General features: G+C 69.1%; 17 protein-coding genes, 1 tRNA gene and 2 pseudogenes. 11 read left to right on the top strand and 9 right to left on the bottom strand.

All coding sequences use genetic code 11. The annotated features are described in order from the left end of the window. Positions 1–91 precede the first annotated feature (91 nt). Entirely contained in the window at positions 92–3373 is a 3282-nt protein-coding gene (locus tag AS97_RS11685) for an amidohydrolase family protein (protein ID WP_210564855.1), read from the bottom strand. Between the two features lie 346 nt (positions 3374–3719). Here AS97_RS11685 and AS97_RS11680 point away from each other — a divergent pair, with 346 nt between their 5' ends. Then, complete coding sequence (locus AS97_RS11680) at positions 3720–4670, top strand: alpha/beta hydrolase (RefSeq protein WP_125755290.1); 951 nt, start codon at positions 3720–3722, stop codon at positions 4668–4670. Between the two features lie 35 nt (positions 4671–4705). On the opposite strand, the gene AS97_RS11675 is transcribed toward AS97_RS11680, so the two are convergent. Continuing rightward, entirely contained in the window at positions 4706–5617 is a 912-nt protein-coding gene (locus tag AS97_RS11675) for a transketolase (protein WP_125755292.1), read from the bottom strand. A gap of 32 nt (positions 5618–5649) precedes the next feature. Beyond that, positions 5650–6351: a transketolase gene (locus tag AS97_RS11670; RefSeq protein WP_210564854.1), complete on the bottom strand. Its 702-nt coding sequence runs from the start codon at positions 6349–6351 to the stop codon at positions 5650–5652. Positions 6352–6588: 237 nt separating this feature from the next. On the opposite strand from AS97_RS11670, the gene AS97_RS11665 reads away from it, so the two are divergent. Further along, positions 6589–6665, top strand: a tRNA-Pro gene (locus AS97_RS11665). A gap of 674 nt (positions 6666–7339) precedes the next feature. On the opposite strand, the gene AS97_RS47280 is transcribed toward AS97_RS11665, so the two are convergent. Continuing rightward, complete coding sequence (locus AS97_RS47280) at positions 7340–7648, bottom strand: transposase (RefSeq protein WP_247204338.1); 309 nt, start codon at positions 7646–7648, stop codon at positions 7340–7342. Between the two features lie 214 nt (positions 7649–7862). Between AS97_RS47280 and AS97_RS47275 the strand changes: the two genes are divergently transcribed. After that, positions 7863–8384, top strand: a complete 522-nt coding sequence (locus tag AS97_RS47275; RefSeq protein ID WP_247204337.1) for a hypothetical protein — start codon at positions 7863–7865, stop codon at positions 8382–8384. Positions 8385–8628: 244 nt separating this feature from the next. Next, a complete protein-coding gene (locus AS97_RS11655; protein ID WP_125755294.1) occupies positions 8629–9423 on the top strand; it encodes a hypothetical protein in 795 nt (264 codons plus the stop codon). A gap of 103 nt (positions 9424–9526) precedes the next feature. Here AS97_RS11655 and AS97_RS11650 read toward each other — a convergent pair whose 3' ends face one another. Beyond that, on the bottom strand, positions 9527–9976 hold the full coding sequence (locus AS97_RS11650; protein WP_247204336.1) for an integrase core domain-containing protein: 450 nt from the start codon (positions 9974–9976) through the stop codon (positions 9527–9529). Positions 9977–10024: 48 nt separating this feature from the next. Here AS97_RS11650 and AS97_RS11645 point away from each other — a divergent pair, with 48 nt between their 5' ends. Together AS97_RS11645 and AS97_RS11640 are read left to right on the top strand one after the other, a co-directional pair. Continuing rightward, the gene (locus AS97_RS11645; RefSeq protein ID WP_210564853.1) at positions 10025–11116 is read left to right on the top strand and encodes an integrase core domain-containing protein; all 1092 of its coding nucleotides are present in this window, start codon (positions 10025–10027) and stop codon (positions 11114–11116) included. Positions 11117–11164: 48 nt separating this feature from the next. Continuing rightward, on the top strand, positions 11165–11308 hold the full coding sequence (locus AS97_RS11640; RefSeq protein WP_201724706.1) for a hypothetical protein: 144 nt from the start codon (positions 11165–11167) through the stop codon (positions 11306–11308). A 103-nt stretch (positions 11309–11411) separates the two neighbouring features. On the opposite strand, the gene AS97_RS11635 is transcribed toward AS97_RS11640, so the two are convergent. Then, positions 11412–12215, bottom strand: coding sequence for an SDR family NAD(P)-dependent oxidoreductase (locus AS97_RS11635; RefSeq protein ID WP_086710461.1), 804 nt, complete (start codon positions 12213–12215; stop codon positions 11412–11414). 724 nt (positions 12216–12939) lie between these two features. On the opposite strand from AS97_RS11635, the pseudogene AS97_RS11630 reads away from it, so the two are divergent. Beyond that, positions 12940–13089: pseudogene (locus tag AS97_RS11630) on the top strand (IS256 family transposase); the annotation flags it as partial. Between the two features lie 30 nt (positions 13090–13119). On the opposite strand, the pseudogene AS97_RS11625 reads toward AS97_RS11630, so the two are convergent. Continuing rightward, a pseudogene (locus AS97_RS11625) lies at positions 13120–14204 on the bottom strand (integrase core domain-containing protein). Positions 14205–14650: 446 nt separating this feature from the next. Beyond that, entirely contained in the window at positions 14651–15418 is a 768-nt protein-coding gene (locus tag AS97_RS11620; protein ID WP_086709167.1) for an IclR family transcriptional regulator, read from the bottom strand. Positions 15419–15574: 156 nt separating this feature from the next. Between AS97_RS11620 and AS97_RS11615 the strand changes: the two genes are divergently transcribed. Continuing rightward, complete coding sequence (locus AS97_RS11615; protein ID WP_086709166.1) at positions 15575–16504, top strand: alpha/beta hydrolase; 930 nt, start codon at positions 15575–15577, stop codon at positions 16502–16504. A gap of 105 nt (positions 16505–16609) precedes the next feature. Here the strand turns inward: AS97_RS11615 and AS97_RS11610 are convergent, their stop codons facing one another. After that, the gene (locus AS97_RS11610) at positions 16610–16768 is read right to left on the bottom strand and encodes a DUF6461 domain-containing protein (protein ID WP_201724591.1); all 159 of its coding nucleotides are present in this window, start codon (positions 16766–16768) and stop codon (positions 16610–16612) included. Positions 16769–16858: 90 nt separating this feature from the next. Here AS97_RS11610 and AS97_RS11605 point away from each other — a divergent pair, with 90 nt between their 5' ends. The 3 genes from AS97_RS11605 (at position 16859) to AS97_RS11595 (ending at position 22209) form a co-directional block, all read left to right on the top strand. Further along, positions 16859–17971, top strand: a complete 1113-nt coding sequence (locus tag AS97_RS11605) for an integrase core domain-containing protein (RefSeq protein ID WP_210564852.1) — start codon at positions 16859–16861, stop codon at positions 17969–17971. Between the two features lie 230 nt (positions 17972–18201). After that, positions 18202–20958, top strand: a complete 2757-nt coding sequence (locus tag AS97_RS11600; protein ID WP_210564851.1) for a SpoIIE family protein phosphatase — start codon at positions 18202–18204, stop codon at positions 20956–20958. A 939-nt stretch (positions 20959–21897) separates the two neighbouring features. Beyond that, positions 21898–22209, top strand: a complete 312-nt coding sequence (locus tag AS97_RS11595; RefSeq protein ID WP_210564850.1) for a putative quinol monooxygenase — start codon at positions 21898–21900, stop codon at positions 22207–22209. Positions 22210–22251: the final 42 nt, after the last annotated feature.

The raw sequence follows: 22251 nt of genomic DNA, 5'->3' as shown, positions 1-22251 counted from the left end.
CGGCCCCCGGTTCCGATCCCCGAAACCGCGTGCTGGAACCAGGCGGGGTGGGGCGGGGGCCCGAGCCCCCGCCCCACCCCGCTCAGCACCCTCAGCCCTCCACAGAGCAGCAGGAGTCGCGCCGCAACAGCCGCCCCACCTCCAGCCACTCATCCGCCGACCGCCCGTGCGGTGCCGCCGCGGCACCGGCCCCCGGGAAGGACTCGACCAGCTCGCGCTGCTCGTACGGCACCCCGCCCCGCAGCACCGACACCGTCCTTACCAGCGTGTCGAAGTCCGTGAAGGGATCGCCGTCCACGACCGTCAGATCCGCCAGCTTCCCGATTTCCAGGGTCCCCAGGTCGCGATCGGCACCGAAGGCCCGCGCCGGGAGGATCGTCGCCGTGCGCAGCGCCTCCTGCGGCGACAGTCCGAAACGGTGCAGGGCGCGCAGGGCCAGATGCAGATGGAGGCCCACCGGCACCAGCGGCTGGTCCGTCCCCAGGGCCACCACCCCGCCCTCGGCCAGAATCCGCCGGTAGACCCCGATCTCGGTGCCCAGCGTGGTGAGTTGGTCCGACGTCGGGGGTGTCCCGGCGAGCTGCCGTACGAGCGCGGTGTCCCACGGCGGCATCAGCCGGGTGACCCGCTCGTCCTCCGCCAGCGAGGGGTCCGCGCCCACCAGGGGCGAGGCCGTGAACGGCGTGGCGATGAGCCGGAAGTCGGAGGTCGCGGTGTAGATCTCCGTCACGTCCTGCTGGGAGTGCCCGGACGCCGTCGTGGCGTGGCCGTACTCCAGCCGCTGGGTGGCCTGCAGATGCGTCGTCAGGTCCTGTCCGAGCTGTATGCCCGGTGAGCACAGATGGCTGCCGGTGCGCACACCGAGCCGCTCATGCGCGAACCGGGCCGCCTCCTCCATGATCCATCCCGGCGCGCGTACATACGTCTTGACGAAGTCCCAGTCGAGCGCGGCACCGCGCTCCAAAGAGCGCCGCAGACCGTCCCGGGTGCGATGCGCCCGGCCCATGCTGTACGCGACGCGCGGTCCGTCCAGCAGCTCGCCGGTGGCCAGCAGCCGCGGCCCGGCCAGGGCGCCCGCCGCGACGGCCTCCCTGAGGCGCGCCTGCTCATAGGCGAAGCCGCCGAGGGAAACGGCCGTCGTGATGCCGTAGGCGAGTTGCAGGGCGGTCTGACGGCCGCCATAGGTGTACTGCCAGGGGTGGGTGTGGGCGTCCCACAGCCCCGGGATGACGGTGCGTTCGGAGGCGTCGACGCGCCGCTTAGCGGGCCGCCCGGCCCGGTGGGCCTCCACGGCCGCGATGCGTCCGCCGCGGACCACGATGTCCACGTCCTCGCGGACCGTGCCGCTCTTACGGCCGTCATGACCGGCGCCGCCGCCCTCGCCTCCGGTGCCGTCCCAGAACCGTCCGGCGTGGACGACGGTGTCCGCGGGGCGCGGCCGCCGGTGGTCCAGCGGGACGCGGACCGTGCGGGCGGTGCCGCGCTCGACGTCCAGCAGCCGCAGTCGGCCCGCCGACAGATACAGGATGTGGCGGGAGTCGCCGGACCAGGAGGGATGGTCGGCGGCCTCGTCGGTCAGCCGGCGCGGCGCGTCGTCGGGGGTGCCGTCCGGCCTCACCGGCAGCAGCCACAGGGCGGACTCGACGATGAGCGCCATATGGCGGCCATCGGGGGACCAGACGGGTCCGGAGTCATAGCGGTCGGAGAGGGAGGTGTGCGGTGCGACGGCATGCTGACTGGCCGTACCGGTGTCGGTGTCGATCACCCGGATCAGGTTGTAGCCCTCGCGGAACCGCTGGTTCAGCCGGTTGCGATCGCACAGGGCCACAAAGCGCCCGTCGGGCGACCAGCTCGGCCGGCCGGGCAGTCCGCCGGCGCCCATCGGCGCGGCGAGCACCCGTTCCGTACCGGCGTCGAGATCGCGCAGAACCAGGTTTCCCGACATGTCGACACAGGCGAGCCGCTTGCCGTCGGGGGAGAGCGCCGGATGCACCCTGCCGCCGGAGGCCAGCACGGTCTCCTCGCCCGAGGCGAGGTCCCGGCGGCGCGCGGCCAGCAGGCCATCGCGGTCGTCGGCGTACACCAGGGCGCGCCCATCGGGCGTCCAGGTGGGGGCCAGCAGATACCGGGTGGGGGCCGCCCGTACGACCCGGCGCGGGGCGCGGCCGCCGGAGACATCGGCGACCCAGAGGGAGTTGAGGGCGGCGAAGGCGACCTTACGGCCGTCAGGAGAGAGCGCGGGCAGATGCAGCCCGCGCACCGGCCGCACCTCGCCGCTGTCGAAGTCGTACCGCTTCACGCGATACCGGGGCCGGTTCACCGGGAGGGTGGCGGAGAAGGGGATCTCCTCGTACGCGACGCCCTTACGGTCGGATTCCTCACCGGCTCCGGCCGCGCCGGACCGTACCGCCGGGGACACCCGGAACACCCGGAACCGGCCGTCGACGGTGAGCAGCAACTCGTCCCGCGACACCCAACGGGGCGGCACGGGCTGCACATCCCCCGTGATCGCCACCGGCTCGCCGGCCACGACCAGCGTGCAGGAGGCTGCGGGAGCGGCCGTGGTCCGCAGATAGGCGAGATGGCCGTCCGCCGACACGGACGGCGTCATCACCTGGGCGGCGGCGGTGGGATCGGTGTGCTCGGCCGTGACCGCCCCGGTGCCGTCGGCCCGTACGGAGGCGACCGTACGGGCGTTCAGCTTTGTCCCGGCGAGCGCACCGCGCACGAACAGCACCCGCTCGCCGTCCGCGGACCAGGTGGGGTCGAAGTCCTCCCAGGCGCCGTCCTGGAGCGGCCCGTCCTGGCCGTCCGCGCCCGTGAGCCGCGTGAGCTCACCGCCGGCCACCTCCAGCACCCAGATCCGGTACGGGCTGCCCGCCACGGGGTCGCCGCCGCGCTCGGACGCGAAGGCGATCCGGGTGCCGTCGGGCGACCAGGCCGGACCGCGGTCGTCCCACGGGCCGTCTGTTCGCTGCCACAAACCAGAGCCGTCGGGGCGCAGCGTCCAGATATGGAATCCGCCGCCCCGGTAGGCGCAGACGGCCAGCAGCTTTCCATCGGGGGAGTAGACCGGCCGGGTGGGCTCCAGATCGGCCGGTGTGAGCGATATGGCCTCGCCACCCTTACGGGCGACCGACCACAGGACGTTCTGGACCTCGGCGATCATGCGGTCGCCGGACGGCGAGAGGGTCGCGGCGCCGTTGGTGGCGGCGGTGAAGGAGAGCGAGCCCGGCCGGGCCGGTGCGGCGGCGGCCGTCTCGAAGGGCAGGGTGGTCGCGGTGGCGGCGGCGGTGCCCGCGGCGGCGGCCTGCAGAAAACGCCGCCGCGACAGGGCGGAGGCAGGGGAGAGCGAAGCGTCGTGCGTGTCCAACGGTCCTCCTGGAGCAAGGGAGTTGCATGGATCAGGAGTCGATACGCGGTACCAAGCCCTTGATCGTTACACCCCCTGCGTCCCGGAGGACAAGAGCGCGTCGATGCCCTTGGCTTGCGGGCCCGGCAAAGGGAGAGTGGGCTTCCGTCCGCACCCCTGCACGCAGACCGACTCACACCAGACCCACCACACCGACTCGCACAGACCGACCGCACGAGACCGATCAGCACCGCCACAGACTGACCAGCACGGACACAGACCGACCAGCACGAGATCGGCTGACACCACACCGACCAGCACCAGATCGATGTGCACCCAATCGATGAGCACCAGGAGATGAGACGGCATGCCCGACGGCGGTATCACCCACCGCACCGACCATCTGCCCATGCCCGACGGTGTGCGGGTCGCGACCTACACCTGGCTGCCGGAGAACGGCGCCCCGCGCGCGATCGTCCAGATCGCGCATGGCGCCGCCGAACACGCCCGGCGCTACGACCGGTTCGCCCGCTTCCTGGCCGGGCACGGCTATGCGGTGGTCGCCTCGGACCACCGCGGTCACGGAGCCACCGCCGAGTCGACGGGCGGATTCGGCGTTGTGGGCGAGGAGGGCGACAGCTGGCGGGCGATCGTCTCGGACCTGCGCGCCATCGGCGACCGCGCCCGGGCCGCGCACCCCCATGCGCCGCTGGTCCTGCTCGGCCACAGCATGGGTTCGATGCTGGCCCGCGACTGCGCCCAGGAGTACGGCGAGGAACTGGCGGGCCTGATCCTCTCCGGGACTTTCCGCTCCCTCCCGGGGACCGAGACCGAGGCGGCGCTGGAGGGCATCGCCCAGGAGATCGCGGAACGCGGTCGGACCGCTCCGTCCACCTTCACCCCGACCCTCTTCGCCTCGTTCAACGACCCGTACGAGTCCCTTCAGGACCGGACGGGCTTCGAGTGGCTCTCGCGAGACCCCGCGGAGGTGGCCGCGTACGCGGCGGACGAGCGGTGCGGCTTCGCGTTCAGCGCCGGGCTGTCCCTGGACTGGGTCCGTGGCGTCCGTAAGATCAACGACCCGCGCCACCAGGCCCGTATCCCGGCCGCGCTGCCGGTGCATCTGGCGGTCGGCACCGAGGACCCGTGCAACCAGGGGATGACGCTCGTCTACGAACTCCTGGAGGACTTCCGCTACGGGGGCACGCGGGAGCTGAGCTGGAAGGGATATCAGGGGGCCCGGCACGAGATCCTCAACGAGACCAACCGGGATGAAGTCCAGCAGGACGTGCTGACCTGGCTGGAAAAGCACCTCTGAACCGCGGGCCGCACGGCCCCGGCGGAGCCACCGCCTCAGCCCAGGAAGCCGGAGATGCGCTCGCGCAACGACGCCGGGTCCAGCCCCTGACCCGCCAGATGCTCGTCGATCGTGCCGTAGCGTCGCAGCTCACGCCGGGCGATACCCAGGCCGAGCACCCGATGCGGACGATCGGCGAGCGCGTCGTTGACGGCGGCGGTCGAGGTGCCCGCGAGATACGGCTCGACCAGCACGACATCGACTGCCGCCCCGGCTCCCGCTGCCGCCCCGGCCGTCGCACGCAGCGTCCGCTCGTCGAAGGGCCGCACCGTGGTGGCATACAGCACGGTCACATCCAGCCCCTCGACGGCCCTGAGTACGCTGTCGAGCATCGGCCCGACCGCGATCACCACGCCGCCACGCCCCTCCCGTACGGTCAGGAAGCGGCCGGGGGCGATGTCCCGCGGGGCGGAGTTGGAGTGCGCCGACAGCCGTACGTACACCGAGTCGTCACCGGCCGCGGCCGCGTCCCGCAGCAGGGTTTCGGCCTCGTCCGGATGGCCGGGCACCTGGACGGTCCAGCCGTCGAGCGTGTCCAGCAGGGCCACATCGCCGGGGGCCATATGGGTGTAGCCGCCCGCGGGCCAGTCGTACGAACCGGCAGCGCTCACCAGGACCCCGCCCACGCCCTGATGCCCGAAGTCCAGCTTGACCTGCTCAAAGGGCCGCTCGACCAGAAAGCTGGCGAAGGTGTGCAGAATCGGCCGCATCCCGGTCAGGGCCAGTCCGCCGCCGACGCCGACCAGCAGCTGTTCGCGGATGCCGACATTGATCACCCGGTCGGGATGCGCCCGGGCCGCGTCCGTGAAGCCGTCCTTACCGATCTCCGCCAGCACGACGGCCAGCCGGGGGTCGTCGTCGAGAAGACGGGAGACGACGGAGGCGAAACGCTCACGCATGGTGTCCATGAAGACAGTTCCTCTCACTCTGGAGAAAGAATTCAGACCTTGGCCTCGACCCGGGCCACCACGGCATGCGGCCGCCCCGGGTGCGGTGCGGTGTACGCCTCGTACAGCGCCTGGTGATCACGCCCGTCCACGGTCGCCGTGGACCACCCCGCGGCCTCGAAGCGCGCGGCGATGCCCCCGGGCCGGCCATGGGTGGCGGAGGCGTTGTCGACAACGACCGTGTGCAACCGCTCCAGCCCGACGGCCCCCGCATAGGCGATCGCCTCGTGATTGCTGCCCTCGTCCAGCTCGGCGTCGCCGACGAGCACCCACACCGCCGACCCGGAGCGCCCCTGCGCCCGCAGCCCGAGCGCACTCCCCACGGCCAACGGCAACCCATGCCCGAGCGAGCCACTGCCGATCTCGGCACCCGGTACGAGCACCCGATCCGGATGGTGCCCCAGCGGCGACTCGTACGCCCCGAACCCCGGCAGCAACGACTCGGGCAGGAATCCCTTGGCGGCGAGCACGGCGTAGTACGCCATCGGCCCGTGCCCCTTGGACAGCAGGAACCGATCCCGGTCCGGAGCATTCACGGCCTCCGGCGAGACCCGCAGCACCCGGTCGTAGAGCACCCAGACCACGTCAAGCGTCGAGGTCGCGGCCGGCCCGTGCTTCTCGTCCCCGGTCATCAGACTCATCAGCCGAGGAAGATCGTCGTACCCCTGCGCGGTGTGAACGTCGGTGAAGGTCATAGACCGAGCGTGCAACTTAAACCGGGCTTCAGGTCAAGCCCCGCCTCCCCGCCGGCGCGGCAACCCGCAGCGCCCCACGCTGACGCTGAGCAACCACCCCATCCCACAGAGCGAACACCCCAGCTGGTCCCGCCGGACTCCCGATCTTCACCCGGGGGTGGCAGCAGCCACCCCCTGAGGTGCGGTATTGTTCTTCATGCGCGGTCGGCAAGGGGAAAACCCAAGCCGAGCGAGCACCGGGACGTGGCGCAGCTTGGTAGCGCACTTGACTGGGGGTCAAGGGGTCGCAGGTTCAAATCCTGTCGTCCCGACCAGCATTTTCGCAGGTCGGAGGCCGTTTCCGCGGGTAGCGGGAGCGGCCTTAACCGTTTCCGGGCTGGGAGCAATGGGGAGCCCTCTGGGGGCCCTCGTGCTCCCAACTCGCAGACGTGTCAACGGTGCCCGGTTTGTCCGTCACCCGTTCCGGTAGACCTATGGCGCCGTACCGAGCCCCTGTGTGCCGTTGTCAACCACAGGCCGCCAAGGTCATCCCGCCGTTATGGATGCTCTCGGCATCGAGAAGCATAAGGACCCCTTGTCGGCCCTCGACCCCCTTTCGGGGTGGGAGCACGTCGTCGTGCTCCTCATGCGACAGGAGGGGAGCTGTCGGGTGATGGCCTTGGCCGACGTGTTTCCGCAGGCGGCCGACGCTCGGGCGTTGCGGCCGCAAGGTGCCTGCCGGGTCAAGGCGAGGCAAGGCCCCTTGGCGTCTGCCGGCAGACGGGGCACTCCCAGGGGGTGAGCGCCGTATCGGGCTCTGTGGCGCAGTAGCGAGACGGTCGGCTGGGGGCTTCGGTGTGGACTAATAGTGTGCCAAGCAGACCAGCTCCCGTAGGTCCACTTCCGTGTCACCAGACGGCGATGCCAGCGCAGCAGCGTTCCGGGGGTGACCAGCCGCGTAGCGCTTTAGAACGGCTTCACTGGTTGTGAGCTGGGATTTTCCTTATGGTCAGCTGGCTCGGTGGTACTCGTTGATGAGGCCTGCGACGGCTTGTCGGCGTTTGATCCGGGCTGTAGGCAGGGGGATGACGTTCGGATTGTCGCTGGGCGCGAGTTGGGCACGGCCTTGGTGGGGTCGGTGGTTGTTGAAGTGGTGTGCGTAGTCGTGGAGGATCTTCTCGGCGTGGCCACGGTCGAAGAGCAGGACACGGTCGGTGCACTCTTCCCGTGCCGAGTGGATGAAGCGTTCTGCGTGTGGGTTGCAGTTGGGGCTGCGTGGAGGGGCCTTGGCCACAGTGATGTCGGCGCTGGCGAACACGGCGTCGAAGGCGGCCGTGAATTTCGCGTCTCGGCCGCGGATGAGGTGAGTGATATCTGCGGCGCGATCGGCGAGTTGCCACAGGAACTGCCGGGCCTGCTGGGTGACCTATGCGGTGGCGCCGATGGGCGGTGGCGCCGGGGATGTGGATGGTGCGGGTTCGCACCTCCATGATGAATAGCGCGTAGAGCCGCTGCAGGCTGATGGTGTCGACGTGGAAGAGATCGGTGGCGAGCAGGCCGCTGGCCTGGGCTTTGAGGAACGCCGCCCACTCACCGCGCGCTGGCTGGCGACGCGGCGTGGGACCGAGACCGGCGGCACGCACACGTCGGGCGGTGGCGGGGCTGACCTTGTGCCCGATGCGGCGCGGTTCGCCGTGTACGCGTCGGAATCCCCATCGGGGATTCTCGGTGCCGAGCCGGATGATCAGGTTGCGGATTTCCTCCGGCAGGGGCGGTCGCCCGGTAGACGGCGGCCGCGTCCACTTCTGCTTCACCAGACGCCGGTGCCAGGCCAGCAGGGTGCGCGGGGGGACGATCTGGCGTTCGCGCAGGGCTTGGGGGATCAGTCGGGTCACAACGGTGAGCAGTGTGCGGTCCGGCCAGCCGGGCTTGGGCGCGGTGACCTGTCGACGCAGAACCGCGAGCTCGTGTCGCAGGATCAGTATCTCCGTATTCTTGGCCCGCAGAAGATCGGGACATCAGGAACAGCCACGCGAAGATTCGCGTGCCGATGAGGTAGACAAGTCGGACCAGCACGAGGACTGATCCTGCCGGGTACCTGCTGGTCAGGTGCGTTGCCTCAGGTCGTACCCGGTGAGGCCATTATGGAGCGCTACGGGTCTCCGCCGCCCGCGCGATGGGCCGTCGGTGGAAGCCCAGGGGACGGCGGAAGTGAACCGTTCCATTGGATGTGCGGCGGTCCACCTGCCATCGTGTTGATCGTTTCGGCAATTTCGATGGTGATGGAGTGTTGGGCTGATGTTGCGTATGAACGGGTGGAATCGAGCGATGATATGGGGCACCAGCGGCGTTGCCGCTGCCGTGCTCGCCCTGACCGCTTGTTCGGCGTCTAGTGGAGACGACGACACCGAGGGGGCTGGCAAAGGCGAGAAAGGCGGAGCCGCCAGTGCGCCCCGACACCAGACTAAGCCGGGCTCCAGCGTCCCGGACGAGTGGGCCGGGTCGAAGCAGTGGGCGGCGCTGCCGCGCGGCAAGCGCACCGACAGCAACGGCAATGAGGTTCTGTTCCCGCACACCGCCGAAGGGGCCGTCAGCATGCTGTCCGCCGCGAACTCGACGACCGTACAGGGCAGTCGGGACATGGTGGACGAGCAGATGGGCGTCTACGACTCCTACCTGGCCGCAGCCGACCAGACGCCGACGAACAAGGAGAAGGTCAAGCAGCGGGCGATCCAGACGGACGCCGCCTTGCGTGAAAAGTTCGGAATCCCAGCCAAGGGCGACATGCCGCCGCGCGCATATTCACGAGTTCGCACCATCGGCTTCAAGATCATCAAAAAGTCGAAGGACGAGGTCAGCGTCTACATTCTCGCCCGCGTCACCGTGAAAGCTGGGGCGATCGAGAAGACGCACAGCTCCTACACCCGCACTCTCCTGGCCGCCGAGTGGGACGGGAACGACTGGAAGATGAGCTCTGCTGCGACCCTCCGCGCCGCGCAGCAAGTCGAAGGAAAGCCGCGGCCCGCCATGGCCCTCCCAGGGACCAAGAAGTTCAACCGCGCCGGTTGGACCGCCCCCAGGGGAACATCATGAGACGTCGGTTCGCTGCTCGCCTGTGCCGCTCGAAAGTCATCGCTGCACGTCATGCCGTATATCTGTACTCGTTGATGAGGCCTGAAGGGTGTCATTATTCCGATCAGGCTGCTGAGCTGGGCGTTCTCTGTCGATGGTGAGGCAGTCTGAGCGGCGTGGTGTGGTACTCGTTGAGCAGTCCACCGAGGACCTGCCGATGCCTGACCGTGCCAGCAGGTAGGGGGATGATGTTCGGGTCGTCGTCGGGGGCACGAAGGTTCAGGCTGCGGTGGGCTCGTCCGGTGTTGTAGTGCTTGGCGTACGTGGTGAGGACGGTGTGCAGGTGTCGTTCGCCGGTGATGAGGAGTCGGTCGGTGCATTCGGCGCGGGCTGTGCGTATCCATCGTTCGGCGAACGCGTTGGACCGGGGGCTTTGTGGCGGGGTCGGGATGACGGCTGTGCCGTTGCCGGCGAAGAAGGCGTCGAACGCGGCGGTGAACTTTGCGGGTGCCGATAAATCATCCGCGCAGGTCGGGAGCCTGATTACGGATCTTCGGTTCTCCTCGATGTCCACCCCAGGTGCCTTCACCCGCTCAGGGTCCTGTCGGCATCATGATCTGTTGTGCTGCTGCGTCTGGCTTACCTCGCCGCGACCAACGCCCTGGCGTTCCTACGCCTCCTGCCGATGAGCGACAGAGACAAGGACATCGAGATCCTGGTGCTCCGGCACCAACTGCTGGTCCTGCAGCGTCAGGCCAGCAAGCCGACCTTCACCGACAGCGACCGTGCGATCCTCGCCAGCCTGCTCCACCACCTCCCCAAAGACAGATTGCGGCACCTTCTGCTGCTGGTCCGGCCCGACACGGTGTTGCGCTGGCATCGTGAACTGCTCAGGCGGCGCCATGCCGCGACCTGCGTACCCAGACGGCGCGGACGCCCACGCACCATCCGATCGATCCGCGCCCTGGTCCTGCGCCTGGCCAGGGAGAACGCCTCGTGGGGGTATCGCCGGGTCCACGGCGAACTCGCAGCCCTGGGGATCAAGGTCGCCGCCTCCACGGTCTGGGAGATCCTCCGCGAACACGGCATCCCACCCGCACCCGAACGGCAGAGGACCACCTGGGCGGACTTCCTCCGCAGCCAGGCCAAAGCTCTACTCGCCTGCGATCTCTTCGAAGTCCGCACGCTGACCGGGGCGCGCCTGTATGTCTTCGCTGTCATCGAGCACACCACCCGTCGCGTCCGGATCCTCGGCGCCACCGCACACCCCACCGCGGAGTGGATCGTGCAGCTCGGACGCAACCTCCTCATGGACCTCGAGGACGCAGACAGCAAGGCGAAGTTCTTGATCCGAGACCGCGACTCGAAGTTCACAGCCGCCTTCGACGCCCTGATGGCCGATGCCGGAGTGAAGGTCGTCACCACCGGCATTCGAGTACCACGGATGAACTCGCTCATGGAGCGCTGGATACAAACCTGCCGCACCGAACTCCTGGACCGCACCCTGATCTGGAACCAGAGCCACCTCCTCCACACACTGCGCGAGTACGAATCCTTCTACAACGAACACCGCCCGCACAGGGCCCTGACACAAGCCGCCCCATGCCGCCCACTACCCACACCCATCACGCAACAAGGTCAGCTCAGCCACCTCGAAGTCCGCCGACGAGACCGCCTCGGCGGAACCCTCCACCAGTACCAACACACAGCCTGAGCTGCGCGGATGTTTTATCGGCACCCGCAATGCTCTTCGTCCCGGTCAATGGACTTCGCCCGCACTATCAAGAAGGCCGTCCCACACCAACGGGTGATCTTCACCGTGCACGAGATGAAGCGCCTGGGCCGCGGCGCCGCCGAGCTGCCGGCCATCGCCGAGGACCTGCGCCACGATGCCCGCCCAGGGTAGGGGCGCAGCCGTCGGTGTAGCGCGCGCGGTCGTGCAGGGCGGGCGTGGCCGCGGCGTCGTCGTCACGAGGGCGGGCGGTAGTAATCGGTGCGTGTCCCGTTAATCAAAAGCCGGTGAGCCTCGTTGTCAGCCGGCGTCCCAGCGCGCGGGTCGTCCGATCCGGCAGGCGTTGGACCAGACGAGCGAACAGCGCGTTGCGGCGGCCGTCGACCACCGACGCCTTGCGCGAGTCCAGTGCTCGGAAAGCGGTGGTGACGACTTGTTCCGGCTGCCGCAGCCCGCCCAACCTCCCCATTGTGGGCAGAATGTCCTCGGACTTCTGCCCTGTGACGGTCACCCCCGGAGAGACCGCCAGCACCCGGACGCCCGCGTCGGCAACCTCGGTACCGACCGCCAGTGTGAATGACTGCGCCATCGCCTTGCTTGCGCCGTAGGCGGCCAGGTAGGGGGTGGGCAGGAACGCGGAAGCGCTCGTGACGTTCACGATTGTTCCACGGCCACGTGAAACCATGCCCGGCAGGAAGCGGATCGTGTTCTCCACCACGGCTTGCCCGTTCAGGGTCACCATCGCTGCGACGACCGCCGGATCGGCTTTCGCCGCTGCCCCGCCGACACCCCCGCCCGCGTTGTTCACGAGGAAACCGACCTCCAGCCCGTGCTCGACGGTCCACTCGAACATCGCCCGAGGCGCCTCGGGCTCGGACAGGTCCAGCTTCTCCGTCAGCACGCGCACTCCGTGTGCGGAGCGCAGGGACGAGGCGAGCGCCTCCAGTTTGTCGCCTGATCGGGCCACGAGGACGAGGTCCGCACCACGCTGGGCGAGCCTGGCGGCGAACTCGGCGCCTATACCACCCGACGCCCCCGTAACCAGCGCCGTGGTACCGGACAGACGAGACAGGTCCTGCATGATTCTCCTCGGGCTGGAGGCCGATCGGCTTGGTTCGTTCACGCTAACCACGTCAGCGGGCGGCACCATCCATTTGGCCGGCAAGTGAGAAACATGCCTGATGAGATCTCTCATAAGGCGGACGATCCCGCCTCAGCAGCGCCCCTGGGAACGGCACGTGAGCACGCCTTCCGCGGACCTGCGCGCCGACCCCGCCGCAACCGTGAACGCGTCCTGAAGGCCGCACGAGAGGTCTTCGCGGCCCAGGGCGTCGACGCACCGTGGGCACGGTGGTCCGCCGGGCCGGCGTCGGCGTCGCCTACCGCCGCTTCCCCACCCGCTCCGCGAAATGCGGTGGCCTGCCGCCGCAGGAGCCGCGCTTCTGGCGGTTGCGCGCCTGGTCGGCCTTTGGCCTTGCTCGACGGCCAGACGCAGCTTGGTGGTGAACCCGCCGCGCGAGCGTCCCAGCCCGTGATCGCCGGGTTCGGTGAAGACACCGCCCGGTGGCTCCTTCTACAGGTCACCCTGCTTGTGAGCCCCGGCGGCAGGCTGATGGGCGCGGCACACGGTTGAGTTGACACTCAGATCCCACGTGATCAAACCCTTCGCGTCGGCCAGGGACTGGAGCAGGGTAAGGATCCGTTGCCAGATGCCGTCTCGCTGCCATCGGCGGAACAGGTCGTAGATCCGGTCCCAAGGACCGTGCTGGGGCGGTCGAGGTGAAGGCGCCGCGGGTGAACGGTTATCCTCGGCGATCCTGCCGCCCTGGTACCGCAAGTCCCCCAAGATCAGCGAGGCGCTGCTCTACCTGCACGGCCTGTCCTCCGGCGACTTCGTACCGGCGCTGGAGCAGTTCCTGGGCTCGGCGGCCGGTCTGTCGCCCGCGAGCGCCACCCTGTGCCGCTCGAAAAGTCGTCGCTGCACGTCATGCCGCATATCTGTACTCGTTGACGACGCCACCGAGGATCCGGTTGCGCAGGACTTTGCGGGGGCTGATGTCGTGCCCCGTGGCCGGTTGGTGGTCAGCGTCGGGCGGTAACTGGTTGCGGGCTTGATGGGGTCGGTGCTGGTTGTAGTGCCGCTCATAGGCTGCAAGGACGTGGCGGGCGTGGGCCTCGTTCATGACCAAGAGGTGGTCGAGCACTTCGCGTCGGATGCTGCCGATGATGCGTTCGCAGTGTGCGTTCATACGGGGAGCTTGTGGCGCACTTTTGAGGATCTCCATGTCCTCGGCCTGGAAGACGGCGTCGAATGTCTCGCCGTACTTGCCATCGCGGTCGCGCAGCAAGAAGCGCAGGAAGTCGATACGTGGGCCCAGGTCGGAGGTGAGATTCCGCGCCTGCTGCACGGCCCAGTCCTGTGTCGGGTGGGCGGTGACGCCAGTGATGTGCAGTCGCCGGGTGCCGTGCTCGAGGAACACCAGCGCGTACAGCCGCTTGCCGAGGGCGGTGTCGATGTGGAAGAAGTCTGCCGCGATGATGCCCTCGGCTTGCGCGGTCAGGAACTCGCGCCAGGCGGGGCCTGCGCGGCGCGGCGCCGGATCGACGCCCGCGGCATGCAGGATCTCCCAGACTGTCGACGCGGCGATCCGGTGCCCGAGTCGGGTCAGCTCCCCCTGGATCCGCCGGTGCCCCCACCTCGGATTCTCCCGGGCCAGCCGTAGGACGAGCTTCTTGATCGCTGCCGTGGTGGGTGGGCGTCCGGTGCGACGGCGCGCGGTGTAGTCCCACTTCGCAGCGAGGAACCTGCGATGCCAGGCGAGCAGGGTGCCGGGGGGTGACAGGGAAGATCTCACGCCAGTGGCGCCGGGGTATCAGCGAGGACAGGACGGTGAACCAGAACCGGTCGACGGGCTCGTAGCGCACCGGTCCGGCTAACTGGCGGCGCAGGACCGCGTTCTCGTGCCGCAGCACCAGACAGTTCCGCCTCCTTCGCTGTCCCACGACGGAGGAGCACCGATGGAACAGTCAGCAGGCTTCGGGTCACCTTGTACAGCAAGGGCACGATCACGGGGGACATGATCCCAGCGGACTGGCCGTACCACTCCCACCTGCGACGACGACTTTTCGAGCGGCACAGGATACGCACAGCCCGCACCGAATGCACCGACCGACTCCTCATCACCGGCGAACGACACCTCCGCGCGGTCCTCACCACGTACGCCCAGCACTACAACCCGGGACGAGCCCACCGCGGCCTCGCCCTACGAGCACCCGACGACGACCCAAACGTCATCCCCCTGCCCGCTACCGAGGTCAGGCGCCGCCACGTACTTGGCGGACTGCTCAATGAGTACCACACCACGTCACCACGGCTGCCTCACCACCCACAAGAAACGCCCAGCTCAGCAGCCTAATCGGAATATTGACACCCTTCAGGCCGGAACGGTGACAGGGGACCGGGCCGTAGGCGTTCCCGCCGACGGGCGCCGGTCTGCTGCCCGGCGCAGGCGTGGTTCACGGCCCCGCGGCCTGGGAGATCGCCAGACTCGCCCTGCGCAGCGCCGTCACGGCCGCGGTACGGGGTGCGCCCTCGTCAGGTGCGACCAGCGACAACGCGCCCAGTGCGTCGCCGCGACGATTCAGGATCGGGGCGGCGACGGTCGACATGGCGGTGGGCCCGGAGCGCAGTGGGTTGGGCACCGTCACGGCGCAGACGCCGTCCGTTCGTACGGTGGCCAGGAGTCGGCGGACGCAGGCCGCGTCGTCCGCGCCGGCCAGCGCTTCCTTCCGTATGCGCCCGGGGGCGTGCGCCAGCAGGGCGATGCCGATGCCGGTCCCGATGAGGGGGAGGCGTCCTCCGACCCGGTACTTGACCGCCGCTGCGCCCCGTGCGGACAGCCGCTCGACCAGAACGGCCTCGTCGCCGTCGCGCACGGCGAGGAGGATGTGCTGGCCGGTGACCCGGTGCAGGTCCTGCATGAACGGCAGCGCGGCGGCGCGCAGTCCGTGGCCGCGGGGTGCCAGCGAGGCGATCTCGAGCAATTGCAGGCCGACGACGAACTCGCCGTTGTCGAGACGTTCGAGGGCTCCCACGTCCGTCAGCTGGGCCGCGATCCGGGACGTGGTGCTCTTCGGAAGGCCCGCCCGCGCCGCGAGTGTGTGGAGTGCCAGGCCCTCACCTGCCTCGGTGAAGGCACCCAGGACCCGGAAGGCCCGCTCCAGGACCGGCTCGCCGCGCAACGGCCTGCCTGAGCGCGGGACTTGTACCGGTGTTCCACTCATCGGAATCGTCGGTGCGCGTCGTCTGCCACGGTTCGAATAATAGCTCTGTGACGTGCCCACCCGGTGACGGCGGGCGCCGGCTCTGATCACCGGCGCTGGGCCGCGGGAAGCGCCGTCCGCCCGTAACGAGGGGCAGCACAGACCGAGGAGACCACAATGGTGACCAGCCCCGCGCTGCGCGACGTCCACGTCCCGCACGCCTACCCCGAACAGCAGGTCGATCTCGGCGAGATCACCATGAACTACGCCGAAGCCGGTGACCCGGACCGGCCCGCCGTGCTGCTGATCCCCGAGCAGACGGGATCCTGGTGGTCGTACGAGGAGGCAATGGTCCTCCTCTCGGAGCACTTCCACGTCTACGCCGTCGACCTGCGGGGCCAGGGGCGCAGCAGTTGGACCCCGAAGCGGTACAGCCTCGACAACTTCGGCAACGACCTGGTCCGGTTCATCACCCTGGTGGTGAAGCGGCCCGTCGTCGTCGCGGGCAATTCCTCCGGCGGCGTCCTCGCGGCGTGGCTGTCGGCGTACTCCATGCCCGGTCAGCTCCGCGGCGTCCTGTGCGAGGACCCGCCGTTCTTCGCGTCCGAACTCGTCCCCGCACACGGTCACTCGGTCCGGCAGGGGGCAGGCCCGGTGTTCGAGCTGTTCCGCACGTATCTCGGCGACCAGTGGAGTGTGGGTGACTGGGAGGGGTTCTGCCGCGCGGCCGGCGCCTCGGCGTCGCCGATGGCGCGGTCCTTCGTGGCGGACGCGATCCCGCAGCACCTGAAGGAGTACGACCCGGAATGGGCCCGGGCCTTCTACGAGGGGACCGTCGGGCTGAACTGTCCGCACGAGCGCATGCTGGGCCGGGTCAACACGCCGGTACTCCTCACGCACCACATGCGCGCCACCGACCCGGAGACCGGGAACCTGCTCGGGGCGCTCTCCGACGAACAGGCCGCGCAGGCCAGGCGGTTGATGGAAGCGGCAGGGGTGAAGGTCGACTACGAGTCGGTGCCGGAGGCGTCACACATGATGCACCAGTCCGACCCGGCACGGTACGCCGAGATCTTCACGCGGTGGGCGGTCGCACTGGCCCCGTGACCGGGCGCCGCGCGGGCACGCGCGGTCGGGCCCCGAGCGCCGGAGCTCCACGGCCGGCCGGTGGCGGGTGCGCGTGACCGAGCGGGCCGCCGGTCTGCCGGGGCCTCAGGCCCGCAGCCAGGAGGTGGCGGGGCTCTTTGTCACCAGCCCGCAGGTGAACTCCGCCGTCTCCAGGAGCCGGCGCGTCAGCCGGACTCCTGTGACGTGGTGCGCCAAGGCGAACTTGGCGGGGGTGTTCACCTCGTCCTCGTCCGCGTCTTCCATCGGCCCGAATCCCTGAAGGGTGTCTTTATTGCCGTACGGTGGCTGAGCTAGGGCTTTGCGATCGCCCATGTATGGGCATGATCAGTGATCGTGGGTCTGCGACTGCTGTACCTGATCTTCTGCCGACTGCTGGGCTGCCTCCTCCTGGTGGGCCGATCGACCGCCGCGAACAACGCCGAGATCCTCGCGCTTCGTCATGAGGTCGCCGTGCTTCGCCGGCAGGTCCAGCGACCGCGGCTGTCATGGGCCGATCGTGCCGTGCTCTCCGCCCTCTCACGGCATCTGCCACCCGTCTTACGTCGCCATCGGCTGGTCACTCCGGGCACCCTGCTGGCCTGGCACCGCCGTCTGGTGCGCTGGAAGTGGCGCCAGACGGCGGTCAGGTCCGGTCGTCCACCATTGCCGGAAGAGACAGTTGCGCTCATCCAGCGCCTGGCAAGAGAGAACCCGACCTGGGGGTACGTCAGGATCCAAGGCGAGCTGCGCCGGCTCGGTCATCGGGTTGCCGCCGCTACGGTCGGGCGCGTCCTGCGCCGTTCTGGTCTACCGCCCGCACCGCAGCGTGCATCCCAGCAGACCTGGCGCTCGTTCCTCCGCGCTCAGGCCCACACGCTGCTGGCCTGTGACTTCATGCATGTGGAGACCGTCTTCCTCAAGCGTCTCTATGTCTTCTTCGTCATGGAGATCGCCACCCGGCGCGTCCATGTCCTGGGCGTCACCGCCCGTCCCACCGGCGCATGGGTCACTCAGCTCGCGCGCAATCTGCTCATGGACCTCGGCGACAGCGCTGGGTGCTTCCGGTTCCTCATACGGGACCGGGACAGCAAGTTCACCGCCGCGTTCGACGCCGTCTTCTCCGGCAACGGCACAGCCGTCACCCCGACACCGCCGCAAAGCCCACGGTCCAACGCGTTCGCCGAACGATGGATACGCACAGCTCGCGCCGAATGCACCGACCGCCTCCTCATCACCGGCGAACGACACCTGCGCACGGTCCTTACCACGTACACGGAGCACTACAACGGGGGACGAGCCCACCGCAGCCAGGACCTACGAGCACCCGACAACGACCCGAACAGCATCCCCCTGCCCGCTGCCGCGGTCAGGCGCCGCCAGGTACTTGGCGGACTACTCAACGAGTACCGCACCACGTCACCCCGGCTGCCTCACCGTCCACAGGGAAAGCCCAGTTCAGCGGCCTGATCGGAATATTGACACCCTTCAGGACCGGCGCCGCGGTAGCGACGACCTCGCCACCCTACGGGCCTACCTGGCGGCGGGGTGCAACGCCGGACGATCCGCCGGTACGGCTGGCCTGCGGTCCGGCTTCGCGCCGACATCATCTGAAGCGAATGAAATGATAAGAGCTATTTGCTGTAAAATCAGCGGATATAATACTTATGCGAATCGGAGGGCAGGGCCGGGAGTCAGTGGTGGACGAAGAGCACCCGGGGTCCCAGGAGGTGGAGCCGGACGCACCGAGGCTGCGCATGGCGGCAGCGGCCGTCGGTGCCCTGAGCGAGGCCGAGCTGCTGCCTTTCGTCCTCCATCAGGTGGTGGCTGGACTCGGTGGCCTCGGCGGCGTCGCCCACGTGCGCGAAGGCGACCGGCTCCGGTTGGTCGCTGCATGCGGCTTGTCACCGGACGCGGCCCGAGCCTGGGACGATCTGCCGCTTGACGTGGCAGGCGGGCGGGAGGATTCGCCGCCGCGAGCGGCTGCCGCACGGGACGGCCTTCCGCTGGAAGAGGCCGGAGCCCGGGAGGAACTGCCGTCTGCCGCACGTGCCGGCCCGGTGGTGGCCCTCCGCGAGGGGCGATTGGTCAGGTTTTCTCTCGATCCGTCGCGTCCGCCTCGTTGGAGGGCATTCCCCCTGGCCGCCGGAGTGATCGGCGTTCCGCTGACCGGGCCCGGGCACCCGCAGGGTGTGCTGAGCGTGCTCATGGCGCTGCCGGACCCGCTGTCCGGTTCTGACCAGCGGTGTCTCGGTGAGCTGGCAGCCGCGACCGACGACCGCTGGCTCCACGTCGCCACCGGAACCCTCCCTGCGGTACCGCGACCGAACCCCTTCTCACGCGTCTCGGAGATCATCCGGGAGATGAACGTCGGGCTCTGGGACTGGGACCCAGGTGCCGACCGGGTTGTCGCCGACGAGACCGCACTGTGGGTCATGGGGCTGAGCCGGGACACTTATGACGAACGGGCCGAGACCTGGTTCTCCGCCGTGCACCCCGACGACGCCCCCGTCACGCGCGCTACTGCCGAGCACGCCGTGGCGGGCGGTGGCGACTACGTCGCTGAGTACCGGGTGCACCGCCCGGACGGCGGAACGGCGTGGGTCGAAGGCCGCGGCCACGCCGCACCCGGCACCGGAGGCGGCGTGGCCCGGCTGACCGGAACCGTCTGGGAGGTCACTTGGACCAGGGCCACGCGCGACGCCACGGAAAAACTCTTGCGGCCCACGCCTGACGGCTTCCTGGCTGGGAACACCGGGAAACCGGACCCGGCGGAGCAGATCAGCGCGGCACAGAGGATGGAGCAACGCGCCGCCCGGATCGCCGAACTCACCGAAGGACTTGCCCAGGCACTCACCGTCTCGGACGTCGTGAAGGCGATGGCCGTCCCCGTCCTCCCACTTTTCGGCGCGACCGCCCTGGTGACCGCGGCCATCGACGGGCGGCGGCTGCGCGTGGTCGGGTCCTTCGGCTATCCGAAGGAGTTCATCGACTTGTTCGACACCATCGGTCTCGACGCCATGTCGCCCGCCACGGACGCGCTGCGCAGCCGCACCCCGATGTTCATCTCATCGGCCCGCGAATACGAAAAACGATATCCGCACCTGTCCGACCTACGCGCCCGGGGCGGCAAACAGGCGTGGGCGTTCCTGCCCCTGATCGCCTCGGGCCGGTCCGTCGGCTACTGCGTCATCGCCTTCGACACTCCCCGGACCCTGAATGACGAGGAACGCACGCTGCTGGTCGCGCTGGCCGGACTGGTCGCCCATGCCTTCGAACGCGCCCGGCTCTACGACGCCGAGCACTCCCGGGCCCAGGAACTCCAGCGGGGCCTGCTACCCCAGACGCTACCGGTGCTCCCGGCGGTCTCCGCGGCGGCCCGATATATCCCGGCCGGTCCGGACGCCGAAGTCGGCGGCGACTGGTACGACGTCATCCCCCTGCCGTCCGAACGCGTGGCCCTCGTCATCGGCGATGTCATGGGTCACGGGGTCTCCGAGGCTGTCACCATGGGACGCCTGCGAGCCGCCGTGCGTACCCTGGCTGATCTCGACGTGCCGCCCGACGAACTACTCACCCGCCTCGACAGCCTGGTCAACACCCTCGGCGGCGCCTCCAGCGCCACATGCCTGTACGCGGTCTACGACCCGACGAACTGCACGCTCGCCTTCGCCAGCGCCGGTCATCCGCCGCCGGCGATCCTCCACCCCGACGGGAGCGCCTACTTCCCGCCCCTTGATCCGAGCCCCCCGCTCGGCCTGGTCCAGCCTCCGCTGCACACCGTGGAACTTGTGCTGCCCCCCGAGAGCCTAGTGGTGATGTACACCGACGGGCTGGTCGAGTCGCCCGCTAAGGACATCGACGCGGGCATGGCAGAGCTCGGCCGTTCCGTCACCGCGGCCGCATCCCGCCCGCCGACGGGTCACACCCCGTACCCGTCGGGCCCGGGCGGCGACTCCGTGCGTCTCGAACACCTCTGCCACCGAGTCACCGCGAATCTGCTGCCGCTCGGGGAACCGTACCTCGACGACGCGGCCCTGCTGGTGGCGTGCACCCATGCACTGGACCCGGGCGACATGGCCTCCTGGTCATTGCCGGAGAACCCCCTAGCCGCAGGCCAGGCCCGCAAACTGGTGCGCGCTCAGTTGGGCGACTGGGACCTGGAGGAGCTGTCGATGACCACCGAGCTGCTCGTCAGCGAGCTGGTCGGCAACGTGATCCGGCACGCCGACGGGCCGGTCCATCTGCGTATGCTGCGCGGCCGGACCCTCATCTGCGAAGTGTCCGACGGCAGCCCGGCCACCCCTCGCATCCGGCACGCCGGCGACAACGACGAGGGCGGCCGGGGATTGCAGCTCGTCGCCGCCCTCTCCTACCGCTGGGGCGCCCGGTTCACCGCAACAGGCAAGTACATCTGGACGGAACAACGACGCCCCGGCGTCCTCGCCCCCGACTGACAAGGAGCAAAACTCCGGGCAGTTCTCCTCGTCGGAGAGAAATCGCTGGTCGTCGCTCCGGCCTGGAGCGGCGCTCGCCGCGCCCATGCGGCAATGGCACCGACCCCAGACTCCCGCGCTCCGCGGCGGCGCCGCACCTTGCCGGCCCGACGGCGGATGCGATCGTCTCCGCACCGTGGCGCACACGACCCGAGAAGGACGGACGCAGGGGAGAACGACGCGCGGGAGACCGCACCCGCAACACGCTTGAGACGTGTCATGCGGGCGAAACCGTCGTTGTCCAGGTCCAAGGGGAGCCGACGCCCGAGGCGGGCGGTCGCGGGGGAGACGACGCCGATCCTGCGGGCGAGCCGGATGGGCGAGAGGTGAAGCCGGTGGGCGAGTCTCGCGGGAGAGAGGTCGTCCCGTCGGCGTGGTGCTGTCAGCCATCGGCGGCCTTTTGACTGCCGCGGTCGTCGAAGACCTTGTTGCGGGGCCTTTTCCCTTTGGATTTGGGCTGCTGTGGGGGCTGGACGTTGTCCGGATCTCGGGGATTTCACCGGCGTCCGGGTCGAGGTCGGCGAGGTTGCCCAGATGGATGGATGTCCGGGCCGACGGCTCCGTCGATGCTGTAGAAGTCGCTGTGGGCAGCCGCGTTCCCGGCGGCAGCTGCTGCTTGAGGATCAGTGCCTTGATCTGCTCCGCCAGCTGCGTCGTCGCCGGTGTCCGGCCCCGTTCGATCCGGAATCCGGCGGCCGACAGGTCGAAGCGGGGCTCGTTGCCCATGTCAGATGTCATAAGTCGTATTGAACCCGGCGACAGGCCCGGGCGCGTAACAACCCCTTCGGGTGTCACGGCCGGCGGAGTCACCGAACCCTTGACGAGCTTCATAAGACGTTTTATAACGTCTTACATCTGGGCGGGCGTAAGTAGCACCCGCCGGGAATCAAAGGAGCCCCCGTGTCGGACCAGAACCCTGTGACCGTGATCGCCCGCTTCACCCCGGCCTCAGACCGCGCCGCGCAGCTGCGGGCCCTGCTCGAAGGAATGATCGCCCCGACCCGCTCCGAGCCGGGATGCCGCTCCTACGACCTCTACACCACCGAGACGGAAGCCCCGGACTTCGTCCTCCTGGAGCGCTACCAGGACTCCGCAGCCCTGGAGGCGCACCGCACGACGGCCCACTACAAGGCGTACCGCGCCCAGCTGTCCGACCTTCTCGCCGAACCGGTCGAGGTTTCCGTCCTCAGGCCGGTCAATGTCATCGGCTGACGACGGGCACGTCACGACGTCGCGCGACCGCTCAAAGGAGAG

The sequence above is a fragment of the Streptomyces sp. AgN23 genome (assembly GCF_001598115.1).
Classification (GTDB): Bacteria; Actinomycetota; Actinomycetes; order Streptomycetales; family Streptomycetaceae; genus Streptomyces; species Streptomyces antimycoticus.
This window is presented reverse-complemented; position numbering and strand designations above follow the sequence as displayed.

Bases quoted from the DNA above. Each gene is read 5' to 3' on its own strand.
- AS97_RS11680 (WP_125755290.1), top strand. From the start codon at position 3,720: ATGCCCGACGGCGGTATCACCCACCGCACCGACCATCTGCCCATGCCC.
- AS97_RS11675 (WP_125755292.1), bottom strand. From the start codon at position 5,617: ATGGACACCATGCGTGAGCGTTTCGCCTCCGTCGTCTCCCGTCTTCTC.
- AS97_RS11670 (WP_210564854.1), bottom strand. From the start codon at position 6,351: ATGACCTTCACCGACGTTCACACCGCGCAGGGGTACGACGATCTTCCT.
- AS97_RS11655 (WP_125755294.1), top strand. From the start codon at position 8,629: ATGTTGCGTATGAACGGGTGGAATCGAGCGATGATATGGGGCACCAGC.
- AS97_RS11640 (WP_201724706.1), top strand. From the start codon at position 11,165: ATGGACTTCGCCCGCACTATCAAGAAGGCCGTCCCACACCAACGGGTG.
- AS97_RS11635 (WP_086710461.1), bottom strand. From the start codon at position 12,215: ATGCAGGACCTGTCTCGTCTGTCCGGTACCACGGCGCTGGTTACGGGG.
- AS97_RS11620 (WP_086709167.1), bottom strand. From the start codon at position 15,418: ATGAGTGGAACACCGGTACAAGTCCCGCGCTCAGGCAGGCCGTTGCGC.
- AS97_RS11615 (WP_086709166.1), top strand. From the start codon at position 15,575: ATGGTGACCAGCCCCGCGCTGCGCGACGTCCACGTCCCGCACGCCTAC.
- AS97_RS11610 (WP_201724591.1), bottom strand. From the start codon at position 16,768: ATGGAAGACGCGGACGAGGACGAGGTGAACACCCCCGCCAAGTTCGCC.